Below are 13,500 nucleotides of genomic sequence, written 5' to 3'. Positions count from 1 at the left end.
TTATCTTTAAATTTGCCATTATAACAGTCAATTTAATATTTGACAATATATATCGGGATATACAATTTTTTTTATCTTACAAGTGTAGGGTCCTACACCTTTGTCTGCAATTCCATCAATAAAATATGCTTTCCCGTCAATTTCAGGTGCTTGAAAAAGAGCTCTGCCTTCCAAAATAAATTCAAAATCATCATTTGTTTTTTCAACATAACATTGGATTGTTCCTCTTTTCAGCTTTTTAAGCGTATTCATTGTATTCTTTTTTTGCAACTTTTTTATTCTTGAGAGTCTGTTGTTTACAACTCTTTTGCTATTTGGATTTTCCATGGTGGCAGCTTTTGTTCCATCTTCTTTATAGTATGGGAAAAAACCTGCAAAATCAGGTTTATAGTCTTCAATAAAATTATACAATTTTAGAAAATCCTCTTCTGTTTCCTGCGGAAAACCTATGATTGCAGTTGTCCTGATGATGGATGAGCTATCTTTATCCCTGATATATTCAAAAACCTGTTTTATCTTATTCGAGTCAGATTTTCTGTTCATAAGATTAAGGATTTTATCGCTAAAATGTTGTATCGGTATTTCAAAATAATTTAAAATTTTATCATTGCCTATAACAAAATCTATAAAAGAATTATCTATACCGTCAGGGTTAAGGTATAACAACCTGACTTTAAAGTCCCCTTCAATTTTTGTTATCTCGGTTAAAAGCTCTTTTATTTGAGGTTTTTTATAAATATCAATTCCATATTTGGTAGTGTCCTGTGATATTATGATAATTTCTTTTACATTATTTTTTATCAGATTTTTTGCTTCTTCTACAATTTCATTAAAGTTTCTGCTTGCAAGCCTCCCCCTTATGGAAGGGATTGTGCAGTAGGAGCAGTTATTGTTGCACCCTTCGGAGATTTTTAAAAAGGCGTAATATGGGGTATTGAGGAGCAATCTGTTATTGCTGTAAAATCTTTTCTCTTCACCCTTACTGTCTTTACTTTGAAGAAAATCTTTCACTTTATAAAGGGTTCCGACCCCTGTGAAAAAATCAACTTCCGGAAACTCTTTTGAAAATTCATCCTTGTATCTTTCTACCATGCACCCTGTTACAATCAACTTTGCATCTTTTTTCTTTTCTCTGCTTACTTGTAAAATATTTTCAATCGCTTCATTTACCGCAGGTTCAATGAATCCGCATGTGTTTACTATTACTGCATCGGCTTCAGGTATGCTGTTTGTTATTTCAAAACTTTCTTCCTTTAAATCCCCTACAAGATATTCGAGATCTGTTTGATTTTTAGGACATCCTAAACTAACTAAAGCTATTTTCATTTTAATTTAAAAAACTCCTTGGCAATTTTTACATCTTCGTCAATTTTCATTTTCAATTGGTTAAAAGAGTCAAACTTCATCTCTTCCCTTAAGTATTTGAGAAAGGATATTTTGACATTTTTACCATAAATATCTTTGTCAAAGTTAAGGATGTATGTTTCTATCCTTAGTTCGTTTTTATCCACGATTGTCGGCCTAATTCCTACATTTGTTAGAGAAGGGTATTCCTGCTGCCCGATAAATGTTTTTGTGATATAGACCCCATACTTGGGGATTATATAATTGTTATGATTGATATTTGCCGTTGGGTATCCTATTAGTTTTCCAAGATTGTCTCCATCGGTAACGACCCCTTCCATATCAAATTCTCTTCCGAGCATTTTATTGGCAAGCTCAATATTACCTTCCTTTATGAGCTTTCTGATATTGGTGCTTGAAACGGTTATGTTGTCTATTTCAACTTTATCGATTTTTATGGCGTTATAACCATATTTTGCCGAAAGCATATGAAGCAGGTTAAAATCGCCCTGTCTTTTTTTGCCAAATCTGTAATCGTATCCTACGACGATATATCTGGCTTTTAATTTCTTAACGAGCAGTTCTCTGACAAAAAGCTCCGCAGGCATGCTTGCAAATTCATCCGTAAAATCTATGCTTATAAGATGTTTTATCCCTTTATCAAAGATTAGCTGCATTTTTTTGCTTTCAGGCATAATCAGCTCTATATCTGCACCAAAATGGCTCATGGGATGATTGTTAAATGTAAACAACACAGGCTCAAAACTATATTTCTTAGAAAGCTCTACAACTTTACCGATAATTTTTTGATGGCCTATGTGGACACCGTCAAAGTTTCCTATGGTTATAACAGTATCTGTTGTAGTGTTAAATTTTTCAAGGTCTCTATACAGTTTCATCTTGCAGGAATATATTACAAAGACTATAAGTTTACAATAAAAAATTAAAATATAAGACAAGTGATATGATTATTTTAGCGGAAGAAGGTTTTGCGGAAATAGAAGTAAAAAAATCAAAGTTTTTGTCATATGCCGTTCATGTAGATTATTTTGAAAGTAAATTGAATTTATTAAAACAAGAGCATCCAAAAGCACGGCATATTGTGTGGGCATATAAAAAGACAGATGAATATGGCAATGTTGATCTTAAATCTACGGATGATGGAGAGCCGAAAGGGACAGCAGGCAAACCGACATTAAATGTGCTCAGTTATAGTGGAATAGACAATGTGGCAATTTTTACGGTTCGTTACTTCGGAGGGATTTTGCTTGGTACAGGGGGGCTAGTAAAGGCATACTCGGATGCAGCAAATCTTGCTTTGAAAAATTGTAAGGTGATTGATACCGCGGAAGTTTATAAAGCGACTATTGTTGTCCCTTTTTCTAAGACCCAACATATTTTTTATCTTATTGAAAAATTTGCTTTGACGGTTGTCAAACAGGACTATGTGCCAGATGGGGTAGTTTTGGAAATATTAGGCAAAGAGCAATTGGTAAAGGAGGTTAAAAGCGCTTGTGAAGCTTGTCATTGATGGTTACAATCTACTTTTTAAGATTTTTCATAAAGAACCATTTTCGATTCTTGAGGAGGAAAGGGACTATCTGGCTGAAATGCTCTTTAGTTATAAAAAGATAAAAAAACATAAAATCATGTTGGTTTTTGACGGAGAGCGGGCTGATAAGTTTCAGATAAAAGGGGTCAGTGTAGTTTTTACCGATGCAGGTGTCAGTGCTGATAGATATATTATGGACTATGCAACAAAAGATAGAGGTGTTGTAGTTGTGACTTCAGACAATGAAATTATAAATTACGTTTCTGCATTGGGCGTGACGGCCATCAGGTCGGAAAAGTTTGCAATGAAGCTTGAAGAAGCCCTTTACAGTGCGGTTAAAGGGGAAGAGATTTTAGAGTTTGATGATTATTCTCTTCCGGGTAAAAAATTAAAAAAGAGAAAACGAAAACAGAAGAGAATCGATAGAAAGCTTTAAGATTAGAATAAAATTATCTTTTTCTTTAAGTTGATTATATTCTCAAATAGGTATAAAATGTATTATGCTGTTATAGTCATTGGGAGCGATTATGTCAAAACTTAGAGAAAAAGCTGAGGCACTTTTAAGCAAATTCAATTCTGAAGGTGCTAAAAGTGAATACTTAGATAAAGATGTGTTTGAATTAATACATGAGATTATCGTACATCAAAAAGAGCTTGAAATACAAAACGAGGAATTAAAATTAAAACAGCAAGAGCTTGAAGATGCGAGAAATAAATATTTTGAGCTCTATGATAAAGCTCCCGCAGGTTATGTGACGCTAAATGACAAAGGTATTATCTTAGAGTATAATAGCACGTTTACAGATATCATAGAATATGCTCCTATCAGAAAAGGGTATACATCTTTTTTTAATTTTATCGATGAAGATAATAGAGATAAACTTGCTGCTATCTACAGAGACTACTTTAAAAAACCTTTTGTGACAAGGTTGGAGTTAAGATTAAAATCAAGTAAACTCAAATATATTTCCCTTTACGGTAAATCTACAACACTGCCTGATGGCAGTGAAGGGTTATGGTTAACGATAAACGATATTACAAACTGTTACTTAACCAATTTAAAATTAAAAACATATTATGATATTATAGAAAATGCTCAAGTAGCAGTTATTATTACAGATAAAGATAATAACATTGAATATGTTAATAGCTTTTTTAGTTAGTTAACAGGTTATGACAGAGAAGAAGTAGTAGGACTCAAGCCAAGTATACTTTTTTCATGTGAAACTCCTTCAGATAAATACAGGCAGGTGCGGGATAAACTTTTGGCAGGGGAAAGTTGGAATGGTGTCCTCATTAATAATACTAAAGATGGTAGGGTTTTTCATGCTGATGTTTATATTTTACCTGTTTTAGATAAAAATAGAAACGTGGTTAATTTTGTAGGTATAATGCTTGATATTACAAGTAAAATTGAACTTATTAAGAAAAAAGAGGAGAATGAAAGGCTAAAGTCATTAGTCCAATCTTACCGGCGGGATTGCACACAATATAAATAATTTTCTTACCCCAATTCTTGCCACTGCGGATTTTCTTGAGATGACAATTACTGATAAATCGTTAAAGAAAAATTTGGATATTCTATCAAAATCAGTTGAAAGGATAGCATCTTTGGTTTCAAATCTATTAAAATATACAAAAAACTATTGGATGTTTGAAAAAGAAATCAAATTTTATAATTTTTTTGAAGAAAATCGTCTTTATTTTAACGAGCTTACAGGAAATAATATTAAATTTGAAATTGACGATAGTTGTAAAGATATTATGCTTAATATCGATACAGCACTTATTGCTGAAGCGATTTCAAATATATTGAGTAATGCAAATAAAGCTGTAGCAAAAAAATATGATTTAAATATAAGTGATTATAAGGGCTCTATTATATTTAGGGTAACTAAGATAAATAATGATACTTTAAAAATTTCAATAATAGATAATGGTGTAGGGATGTCAAAAGATGTCCTTGCAAAAGCTTTTGAACCATTTTTTACAACAGAAGAGATGGCACATACTCAAGGATTAGGCCTTCCATGCGCTAAGGGTATAATTGAATCCCACAAAGGACGTATCGAGATTACATCTAAAGAAGGGGAAGGCACTACTGTAGATATTTATCTGCCAATCGTAAAGGGAGGTTTAGATGAAAAAAACGTATAGAGAGCCTGAATTTTATGTAGGTATTGGTGCATCTGCAGGTGGATTAGAGGCAATCGAGCAATTTATTATTAATCTTCCTGAGCCTGCAGAATGTAAATACGCTATTATTATAATCCAACACCTTTCCCCTGACTATAAAAGTATGATGACCGAAATTTTATCTAAAAAGACACAACTGCCTGTGCAAAAGGTAGAAGATGGCATGGTTGCTGAAGCAGGGAATATATATTTGAACACACCAAGAAAAAATTTGAAGATTGAAAATGGAAAATTTATGCTAACAGAGCCTGATTATTCTACGGGTATAAACTTTCCTATAGATATATTTTTAAGGTCTTTGGCAGATGACCAGGATAAAAATGCTGTAGGTATAATATTGTCAGGCACAGGCTCGGATGGCACAAGAGGTATCAGGGCTATTAAGCAGAATGGAGGAATAGTATTTGTTCAAGACCCTAAGTCAGCTAAATTTGATGGTATGCCAAATGCTGCTATTAATACAGGCATAGTTGATTTTATTATGCACCCTTCTGAAATGCCTTCTCAGCTTGAAGTGATTTTAAGACACCCTTCTACCAAAAAAGATTTAGATGGAATTGAGTTATCAGATACTATTTTAAATAAAATTTTTGACCACATTAAAAATAAACACGGTGTTGATTTTAAAAGAGTATAAGCCTTCAACTGTGGGCAGAAGAATTGCAAGACGACTTGCTGTTACAAAATGTGCTGATGTTGATGAATATTATAAGTATATTCTTAATAATCCAAGTGAAGTCCATATCCTTTTTAGAGAATTTTTAATAGGTGTTACAAATTTCTTCCGAGATGAAGAGGCTTTTGAGGTTTTAAAGACAGATATTATCCCTGAGCTTGTAAAACGCACGGAAAGTGATAGCGAAATAAGGGTATGGGTGCCCGGCTGCTCAACAGGAGAGGAAGCTTACAGTCTTTGCTTGTTAATAAATGATTACTTAGAGAAAAATAGCTTGGCAAAAAATATAAAGGTATTTGCTACTGGCATTGATAAGTCGGCTCTTCAGACTGCATCAAAGGGGCTTTTCCCTGAAAGTATTGTTTCTAATATCCCTAATTATTACTTAGGCAAATATTTTATTAAGCAAGGTAATCAGTATTTGATATCAAAAAAAATAAGGGAATCTATTGTATTTGCCGAGCATAACCTGTTAAATGACCCGCCTTTTACTAATCTTCATATGATAAGCTGTAGAAACCTTTTAATATACCTAAAACCTGATGCACAACGTAAAGTGTTTGATATTTTTCATTTTTCTTTAAAGGAAAGTGGCATCTTAGTATTAGGCACAAGTGAAAATGTAGGTGATGATAAAAGATTTAGACCTATTAATGCTAAGGTTAAGATATATGAAACTATTGGCCGTACTAAAATTTTAACAAGTGATAGATTAAAAGATAAGCCATCCAAAAATAGAGAAGTATCTGAAATGCAGCTTTACAATAATATAGATTATAGTAGAGAAATTGAAAGGTTGCCCGGGTATTCAGTTAAAAGTATTGTAGAAAATTATTTTAAATTACTTGCCATAGTAAACGAAAATTTTGATTTGATATATATAGAAGGTGATGCAATACCATACTTTAAATTCCCGTCAGGAAGTCCAAGTCTTAATTTATCTAATATTTTAAATAATCAATTTTCGGTGCATGTAATAAGTGCAATAAGAAAGGTTCTTAATACAAAGAAAAACTACAGGGTTAATACAATATTTACTCACGATAATAGTAAAATAAATATATCGATAGATTTTATTTACATGGAATCCCCTAAAAAAATACCTTATGTGATTATGGTAATAGTAGAGGGTGAAGAAAAGAAAGTAATAAATGCGAAAGAGATTGATTTGAGTTTAGAAAAAGAAACTTTTTACAAAGAGCTTGAGCAAGAATTGCAAATTACAAAGGAAAATCTTCAGGCTACGATAGAAGAGCTTGAAACTGCAAATGAAGAGCTACAAGCTGCAAATGAAGAACTTTTGGCAAGTAATGAAGAGCTTCAGTCTACTAACGAAGAATTGCAAAGCACAAATGAAGAGCTTTATACTGTAAATGCAGAGTTACAAGAAAAAATTTTAGAAAAGGCAGAAATTCAAACCTATCTTGAAAATCTTTTAAAGCATTCAGAAACAGGTTTGCTAATTTTAGATAATCAATTAACGATAAAAAGATATTCACCAAAGATAAAAGATATTTTTAAAATAATCGATTCAGATATTGGCAGAAGTATAGAGCATATAAATCATAATATTGTTGATTTGGATATTTATGAGATTTTTAGAAATATTATTAAAAATCAGGAAGATATTGAAATTGAAGTAAAAACTGAAGGTGGGAAATATTATAAAATAACCTCTTCTTTTATGGAATTAGGGTTATACGAAGTAAAACATGGAGTTATAATAAAATTTGAAGACATTACTGATATAAAAGAAGAAAAACATTTTCTTAAAGCAAAATACCATATACTTTCTTCAATCAGTGATAATTATAAAATTTCCGGTTGGTATTTTGATGTTTTAGAAAACCGTATATATTGGACAAAAGGGACTTACAATGTATTTGGTTTTAAGACAGCTAATTTTAGGGAAGATGCTTCAAAATATATGAATAAAGTTATAGAGAATGTAGATAAACCTGATTTATTTAAAACATCTTGGGACAAGGCTGTTAAAAAGGGCACACCTTTTGAATTGATTTTTAATTACAACACGCCAAAAGATGAGAAATTGACAATAAAAATTAAATGTAAAGCTATTAAAGAAAATAAAAAGGTTGTCGCGGTTGTAGGGACAGTTGCGCAGGTAGAAGCTGAAAGTAAGTGATTCTTGATAAGTTATTTTAGATAATTATCTCAATGGCCGGTATAAAATTTGTATCAGCCTTTGTAATTTATTTTAAAGGAATAAATATTTTTGCGGTTTGGGAGCTTTGTCTATAAAATTTAGCTATTTGAGTTAATATCGGAAAATTGTTAAAAAGCTAAAATAAAAATGCCTGAGGGGGGACTCGAACCCCCACAGGATATTACTCCCACAGGATCCTTAGTCCTGCGTGTCTACCAGTTCCACCACCCAGGCAACAACTTATTTTCAAGTGAAAGGACTTATATTTAAATTACACTGATTTGTCAAGAAAAAACTGTTGTGTATAGGCATAGTTTTTTATAAACAGGGTGATGTAACTGATTTAATATAAAGTCGATCATTATTGATTATTTTAGTATATGCTGTTGATTTATAAAAAAAGTAGCATTATATAGTTGAAAATTTTTTTGGAGAGTGTGTTTATGGTTTATAAATCTGTTAAAGAGTTTTTAAACTCTGAATCAAGTATAAATTCAATTGTGGTTAAAGGTTGGGTTAGGACTAAAAGGGATAATAAACATTTTTGTTTTCTTGAAATAAATGATGGTTCTTGTATAAAAAATTTACAGGTTGTAGCAGATGAGGGGATAGAAGGTTATGAAAATATCAAAAATATTAATACAGGTGCATCTGTTAATATATATGGAGATTTAATTGAATCTCTCGGGAAAGGGCAAAAGTGGGAGGTTAAGGCAAACAAAATTGTACTTATCGGAGAAGCTGATCCTGAAGTATACCCTCTTCAAAAAAAGCGTCATTCCGATGAATTTTTAAGGCAAATTGCGCACTTAAGACCAAGGACTAACAAATATGGTGCAATATTCAGGATACGCTCAGAAGCATCTTTTGCAGTTCATAATTTTTTTAGAGAAAGGGGCTTTTACTATATTCATACACCGATTATAACCGGCTCAGATTGTGAAGGTGCCGGAGAGATGTTTAGAGTAACGACGTTGAAAGAGGGGGAAAAAATAACTCCTGAAGGTTTAAAGGATGATTTCTTTGGTAAAGCTGCCTATTTGACAGTGTCAGGTCAGCTAAATGTTGAAAATTTTGCCTGTTCACTTGGAAAAGTATATACATTTGGGCCTACTTTTAGAGCTGAAAACTCTAATACTCCAAAACATGCTTCTGAATTTTGGATGATTGAGCCGGAAGTGGCTTTTGCAACTTTAAAGGAAAATATGGAATTGGCTGAAGATTTTGTCAAATACCTTATTTCTTATTTACTAAAATACAGCCGAGAAGATTTGGAGCTATTTTTTAACTTTGTTGATAAGGGATTAGAAGGCAAGCTTAATAACGTGTTAGATTCTTCATTTGAAAGGCTTGAATATAGAGATGCCATAAAAATACTTGAAAAATCAGGTAAAAAATTTGAGTTTGAAGTTGGATATGGTAAGGATTTGCAAACAGAGCATGAGAGATATTTAACGGAAGAGTATTTTAAAAAGCCAGTATTTGTGATTAACTATCCTAAGACTATTAAGCCTTTTTATATGTATCAAAATGATGACAAAAAAACTGTAGCTGCGATGGATTTACTTGTGCCGGGTGTTGGAGAATTGATTGGAGGCTCACAGCGTGAAGATAGGCTTGATTTGCTGAAAAAGGCTATTAATGATTTAGGTATGAATGAAGAAGATTATTGGTGGTATTTGGAGTTAAGGAAATATGGCACTGTGCCTCACTCAGGCTTTGGTTTAGGATTTGAGCGCTTTTTAATGTTTGTTACGGGTGTTTCTAATATTAGGGACGTAATACCTTTCCCAAGGACACCTAAAAATCTCGAATTTTGAAATGAAGATGCTTAAAAATAGATGTGTAGATGTTAATATTCGAATTAAATTTTAAGCATACCATACGAGGTAAAAGGGCTGCTGAAAATAATAGATACAATAATTTTATCCCTTGTTTTTTATTTCATTGTTAATTAATATACCTCTCGGTGAAAATATGGTTAAGTATCTAATTTTTTTGAGTATCGGTATACTTTTTGGTATTTTTGCTCCTGAGATTAATGGAGTCAAAAAAATAAAAAATATTTTAATGTCGATAAGTGTCCTATGCCTGCTTTTTTTTATGGGTGTTGGGATTGGGAAAGACCCTGACCTTAAATCAAAAATTGCAAATTTTGGGCTTAATGCTTTAGTTATTTCATCATTTAGTATTTTGTTTAGTATAATTGTTGTTTTTATAATGGTTAGAGCTTTTAGGAGACATTCAAAATAATGATTTTTTTAATGGTTATTTTTACTTTACTTGGTATTTTTACAGCACAGTTTGGAGTGTTGCCTGATAATTTAGTAGAGCAATCTGGTAGCATTACCGAGTATTCTTTGTATCTCTTGCTCCTTATTGTAGGCTATGATATTGGCAGGGATAAAGATGCTGTTATTAGACTAATAACTAAAGATAAATTTGCTTTCCTCGTCCCTTTTGGGACAGTAATAGGGACATTAATCGGTGGGCTTATCGCTTCGTTATTTATAAATTTAAGTGCAAATGACAGTTTGGCTGTATCAGCCGGTTTTGGATGGTATTCATTATCGGCAGTAATAATTACAAAAATGAAGAGTGCAGACCTTGGTAGCATTGCGTTTTTAGCAAATGTTTTTCGTGAGCTTTTAAGTATTCTCTTGATACCTATTATCGCAAAAAGGGTGGGTCCATACGTTTCAATTGTCCCTGGCGGTGCCACAACAATGGATACGACACTCCCTATAATCGAAAAATACGCAGGTGAGAGCGCTGCAATTGTTGCGTTTGCTCACGGATTTATTTTAAGTGCACTTGTCCCGGTTATTGTCCCGATTTTTTTATAAAGAGATTTTATACTAACCGAATTAATTTAGTAACATCTTGTCATCGACGATTTCTTCGCCCCTTACTTTTGAGAACATTTCAAGTAAGTCTTTGACTGTGAGCTTATCCCTTTCTGGAGATTTGATATCAAGTATTATTTCCCCTTCATGCATCATAATTGTTCTATTGCCAAGGCTTAAGGCTTGTTTCATATTGTGGGTGACCATAAGTGCGGTAAGATTATATTCGTCGACAAAATATTCCGTTAATTCAATGATTTTAGCAGCAGTCTTAGGGTCAAGAGCCGCTGTGTGTTCATCTAAAAGCAATATTTCAGGTTTTACAAGAGTTGCCATGAGTAGTGTCAAAGATTGTCTTTGCCCACCGGATAATAGACCTACCTTATCTTTTAATCTATTTTCAAGTCCCAATCCCAAAACTTGAAGAGATTTTTTAAACTCTTTCCTGTCACTATTTTTTACCCCTCTGCCAAACCATCTCTTTTTTCCCCTTTTTTGAGCAATTGCAAGATTTTCTTCGATAGTAAGATTACCCGCTGTGCCTGAAAGGGGGTCTTGAAAAACCTGACCTATAAAAGCTGCACGTTTGTAGTCAGGAATTTTTGTTACGTCTTTGTTATTAATAAAAATTTTGCCTTCATCAGGGATTAAATTACCTGCAATAATATTTAGCAGAGTTGATTTTCCTGCACCGTTACTTCCTATTACAGTTATAAAATCGCCTTTTTGAATATTAAGATTAATACCCTTTATAGCTTTATTTTCATTAATTGTATTTTTATGAAAAATTTTAACGATATTTTCAAGATTTATCATATTTTTAAACCTATTTTCTTTCTAATTCCGGGAAATACAAGTGCAATAGTAACAAGTGCTGAAGTCATTAAATTCAAATCAGAAGGTGTCATCTGTAATGCACCAATCTTAAATGAAAGTGCCACAGCTATGGCAATTCTATAAAGGACTGAGCCTAAAATAACTCCTACTACGGCTCTAAAAACAGTCCTATCCTGAATAATAGCTTCACCTAAGATTACAGATGCAAGGCCGGCAACGATTGTACCTATCCCCATATTTACATCTGCTGAGCCTTGGCTTTGAGCTACCAGAGCACCTGACAATGCTACAAGGCCGTTTGAAAATGCAACACCAAAAAGTATCATCCTGTTTGTGCTTACCCCTTGTGCTTTTACCATCTTCATATTGTTTCCCGTTGCACGCATTGCAAGTCCAATATCTGTATGCAAAAACCATACAAGAATTATAGCGATGACGATGAGTATTATTCCAAAAATTATGGGGGTTAAAATATATTTTTCTATTCCAAGTGCTTCAAACGGTGTAAATATTGTATCATATCCAAGCAGTGCTGTAGTTGGTTGCCCCATCACCCTTATATTTACAGAATAAAGGGCAATCATCATTAAAATACCTGCTAAAAGGTTTAAAATTTTAAGTTTGGTATTTAAAATAGCGGTAATACCTCCTGCTACCATACCTGCTAATGTGGCTATTGCCACGGTAACAAAAGGGTTTACCCCTTTTACTATTAATACTGCAGAAACTGCTGCACCGAGAGGGAAAGTCCCATCAACGGAAAGGTCAGGAAAATCAAGGACTCTGAAGGTGATATACACCCCCAGAGCCATTATTGCAAAAACAAATCCTTGTTCAAGTGAACCTAAAAAAGCGTATAAACTCATTTATTTAATTACCTTGGCAGCCTTTTTTGTCATTTCTTCAGGAATGTTTACACCTATTTTTTTGGCAGTTTTAAGGTTTATGAAAAGTTCTAAATCTTTCAATGTTTCTACCGGAGTTTCTGCAGGATTTGCACCATTTAATACTTTATATGCTATTTCACCGGTTTGAAGGCCAAGTTTGTAATAATTCATACCGAGTGATGCAAGTGAGCCCCTTTCAACAGAATCTGTATCGCCTGTGATGACAGGGATTTTATTGTCATAAGATACCTGAAGTACAGATTCAAGGGCTGAAACAACAGTATTATCAGTAGGGATATATATACCGTCAACTTTACCTACAAGTGATTTTGCAGCCAAAAGTACACCGCTGCTGTTTGTAACTGTTGCCTCAAAGATATCTATATTTAAATCTTTTGCAGCCTTTTTTGCCAGATTAACAAGTGTCCTGCTGTTAGCCTCACCTGCGTTGTAAATGATTCCTACACTTTTTACATTAAGTCCCAACTCTTTAAAAAGTGCAAGTTGCTCTTTTACCGGACTCATATCGGTTGTCCCTGTTACATTTGTGCCGGGCTTTTCAAGAGATTTAACAAGCTTTGCACCAACAGGGTCAGTTATAGCTGAAATTACTATCGGAATATGTTTTGTTGCGTTTGCAACTGCAAGTGCAGTAGGGGTTGCTATAGCTATAATGAGGTCTTTTTTGTCACCTACAAAGTTTTTAGCTATTTGATTTGCCGTAGCAACGTTACCTTGAGCAATCTGAATATCGTAGTGAATATTTTTACCTTCCTCATATCCTAATTCTTTTAACTTATCAATGATTCCCTGCCTGCATGCATCAAGAGCAGGGTGCTCTACAATTTGAGAAATCCCCACATTAATTGTCTTAGCAAAAGAAATAGTAGTTAAAAGCAAAAAAAGTAAAGCAATACTTAAAATTTTCTTCATATTCATCCTCCAATTTTAAACTATAGATTCTTAATGAATTTTTCTGAAAAATTCAAGCAAAA

14 protein-coding genes, 1 tRNA gene and 1 pseudogene are annotated in these 13,500 nt (G+C 33.2%); 10 read left to right on the top strand and 6 right to left on the bottom strand.

Features of this window, described 5'->3' with window-relative positions; genetic code table 11:
- Nucleotides 1-27: 27 nt before the first annotated feature.
- Together rimO and LF845_RS02350 are read right to left on the bottom strand one after the other, a co-directional pair.
- Entirely contained in the window at nucleotides 28-1,326 is a 1,299-nt protein-coding gene (rimO, locus tag LF845_RS02355; RefSeq protein ID WP_242819389.1) for a 30S ribosomal protein S12 methylthiotransferase RimO, read from the bottom strand.
- On the bottom strand, nucleotides 1,323-2,243 hold the full coding sequence (locus LF845_RS02350) for a bifunctional riboflavin kinase/FAD synthetase (protein WP_242819388.1): 921 nt from the start codon (nucleotides 2,241-2,243) through the stop codon (nucleotides 1,323-1,325). The genes rimO and LF845_RS02350 overlap by 4 nt, the downstream gene beginning before the upstream one ends.
- 65 nt (nucleotides 2,244-2,308) lie before the next feature.
- Between LF845_RS02350 and LF845_RS02345 the strand changes: the two genes are divergently transcribed.
- The 7 genes and pseudogenes from LF845_RS02345 (at nucleotide 2,309) to LF845_RS02315 (ending at nucleotide 7,914) form a co-directional block, all read left to right on the top strand.
- Nucleotides 2,309-2,875 (top strand): YigZ family protein, encoded by a 567-nt coding sequence (locus tag LF845_RS02345; protein ID WP_242819387.1) that lies wholly within the window; start codon nucleotides 2,309-2,311, stop codon nucleotides 2,873-2,875.
- Complete coding sequence (locus tag LF845_RS02340; RefSeq protein WP_242819386.1) at nucleotides 2,859-3,332, top strand: NYN domain-containing protein; 474 nt, start codon at nucleotides 2,859-2,861, stop codon at nucleotides 3,330-3,332. Before LF845_RS02345 ends, LF845_RS02340 begins: the two co-directional genes overlap by 17 nt.
- A gap of 91 nt (nucleotides 3,333-3,423) precedes the next feature.
- On the top strand, nucleotides 3,424-4,059 hold the full coding sequence (locus LF845_RS02335) for a PAS domain-containing protein (RefSeq protein ID WP_242819385.1): 636 nt from the start codon (nucleotides 3,424-3,426) through the stop codon (nucleotides 4,057-4,059).
- Nucleotides 4,060-4,071: 12 nt separating this feature from the next.
- Nucleotides 4,072-4,395: pseudogene (locus tag LF845_RS02330) on the top strand (PAS domain-containing protein); the annotation flags it as partial.
- Entirely contained in the window at nucleotides 4,376-5,053 is a 678-nt protein-coding gene (locus LF845_RS12000) for a sensor histidine kinase (RefSeq protein WP_341352888.1), read from the top strand. The pseudogene LF845_RS02330 and the gene LF845_RS12000, both read left to right, overlap by 20 nt.
- Nucleotides 5,037-5,729, top strand: coding sequence for a chemotaxis protein CheB (locus tag LF845_RS02320; protein WP_242819384.1), 693 nt, complete (start codon nucleotides 5,037-5,039; stop codon nucleotides 5,727-5,729). Before LF845_RS12000 ends, LF845_RS02320 begins: the two co-directional genes overlap by 17 nt.
- Before the next feature lie 10 nt (nucleotides 5,730-5,739).
- Nucleotides 5,740-7,914 (top strand): CheR family methyltransferase, encoded by a 2,175-nt coding sequence (locus LF845_RS02315; RefSeq protein WP_242819383.1) that lies wholly within the window; start codon nucleotides 5,740-5,742, stop codon nucleotides 7,912-7,914.
- Nucleotides 7,915-8,083: 169 nt separating this feature from the next.
- On the opposite strand, the gene LF845_RS02310 is transcribed toward LF845_RS02315, so the two are convergent.
- Nucleotides 8,084-8,169: transfer RNA gene (locus tag LF845_RS02310), tRNA-Leu, on the bottom strand.
- Between the two features lie 209 nt (nucleotides 8,170-8,378).
- Here LF845_RS02310 and asnS point away from each other — a divergent pair.
- The 3 genes from asnS to LF845_RS02295 all read left to right on the top strand — a co-directional run bounded on the left by asnS (nucleotide 8,379) and on the right by LF845_RS02295 (nucleotide 10,781).
- Nucleotides 8,379-9,755: an asparagine--tRNA ligase gene (gene asnS, locus LF845_RS02305; protein ID WP_242819382.1), complete on the top strand. Its 1,377-nt coding sequence runs from the start codon at nucleotides 8,379-8,381 to the stop codon at nucleotides 9,753-9,755.
- Nucleotides 9,756-9,912: 157 nt separating this feature from the next.
- Nucleotides 9,913-10,188, top strand: coding sequence for a LysO family transporter (locus LF845_RS02300; protein ID WP_242819381.1), 276 nt, complete (start codon nucleotides 9,913-9,915; stop codon nucleotides 10,186-10,188).
- Nucleotides 10,188-10,781 carry a LysO family transporter gene (locus tag LF845_RS02295; RefSeq protein WP_242819380.1) on the top strand — a complete coding sequence of 198 codons (594 nt, stop codon included), beginning with the start codon at nucleotides 10,188-10,190 and terminating at the stop codon, nucleotides 10,779-10,781. Before LF845_RS02300 ends, LF845_RS02295 begins: the two co-directional genes overlap by 1 nt.
- Before the next feature lie 21 nt (nucleotides 10,782-10,802).
- Here the strand turns inward: LF845_RS02295 and LF845_RS02290 are convergent, their stop codons facing one another.
- The 3 genes from LF845_RS02290 to LF845_RS02280 are packed head-to-tail and all read right to left on the bottom strand — an operon-like array spanning nucleotide 10,803 to nucleotide 13,438.
- A complete protein-coding gene (locus LF845_RS02290) occupies nucleotides 10,803-11,597 on the bottom strand; it encodes an ABC transporter ATP-binding protein (RefSeq protein ID WP_242819379.1) in 795 nt (264 codons plus the stop codon).
- Nucleotides 11,594-12,484, bottom strand: coding sequence for an ABC transporter permease (locus tag LF845_RS02285; RefSeq protein ID WP_242819378.1), 891 nt, complete (start codon nucleotides 12,482-12,484; stop codon nucleotides 11,594-11,596). Before LF845_RS02285 ends, LF845_RS02290 begins: the two co-directional genes overlap by 4 nt.
- Nucleotides 12,485-13,438: an ABC transporter substrate-binding protein gene (locus LF845_RS02280; RefSeq protein ID WP_242819377.1), complete on the bottom strand. Its 954-nt coding sequence runs from the start codon at nucleotides 13,436-13,438 to the stop codon at nucleotides 12,485-12,487. It lies immediately after the preceding gene.
- Nucleotides 13,439-13,500: the final 62 nt, after the last annotated feature.

Source organism: Deferrivibrio essentukiensis (assembly GCF_020480685.1).
Lineage (GTDB): Bacteria > Chrysiogenota > Deferribacteres > Deferribacterales > Deferrivibrionaceae > Deferrivibrio > Deferrivibrio essentukiensis.
This window is presented reverse-complemented; position numbering and strand designations above follow the sequence as displayed.

Excerpts from the sequence above, each read along its gene's own strand:
- LF845_RS02320 (WP_242819384.1), top strand. The coding sequence starts at position 5,037 with ATGAAAAAAACGTATAGAGAGCCTGAATTTTATGTAGGTATTGGTGCA.
- LF845_RS02290 (WP_242819379.1), bottom strand. The coding sequence starts at position 11,597 with ATGATAAATCTTGAAAATATCGTTAAAATTTTTCATAAAAATACAATT.
- LF845_RS02295 (WP_242819380.1), top strand. The coding sequence starts at position 10,188 with ATGATTTTTTTAATGGTTATTTTTACTTTACTTGGTATTTTTACAGCA.
- rimO (WP_242819389.1), bottom strand. The coding sequence starts at position 1,326 with ATGAAAATAGCTTTAGTTAGTTTAGGATGTCCTAAAAATCAAACAGAT.
- LF845_RS02335 (WP_242819385.1), top strand. The coding sequence starts at position 3,424 with ATGTCAAAACTTAGAGAAAAAGCTGAGGCACTTTTAAGCAAATTCAAT.
- LF845_RS02350 (WP_242819388.1), bottom strand. The coding sequence starts at position 2,243 with ATGAAACTGTATAGAGACCTTGAAAAATTTAACACTACAACAGATACT.
- LF845_RS02345 (WP_242819387.1), top strand. The coding sequence starts at position 2,309 with ATGATTATTTTAGCGGAAGAAGGTTTTGCGGAAATAGAAGTAAAAAAA.
- asnS (WP_242819382.1), top strand. The coding sequence starts at position 8,379 with ATGGTTTATAAATCTGTTAAAGAGTTTTTAAACTCTGAATCAAGTATA.
- LF845_RS02300 (WP_242819381.1), top strand. The coding sequence starts at position 9,913 with ATGGTTAAGTATCTAATTTTTTTGAGTATCGGTATACTTTTTGGTATT.
- LF845_RS02285 (WP_242819378.1), bottom strand. The coding sequence starts at position 12,484 with ATGAGTTTATACGCTTTTTTAGGTTCACTTGAACAAGGATTTGTTTTT.
- LF845_RS02280 (WP_242819377.1), bottom strand. The coding sequence starts at position 13,438 with ATGAAGAAAATTTTAAGTATTGCTTTACTTTTTTTGCTTTTAACTACT.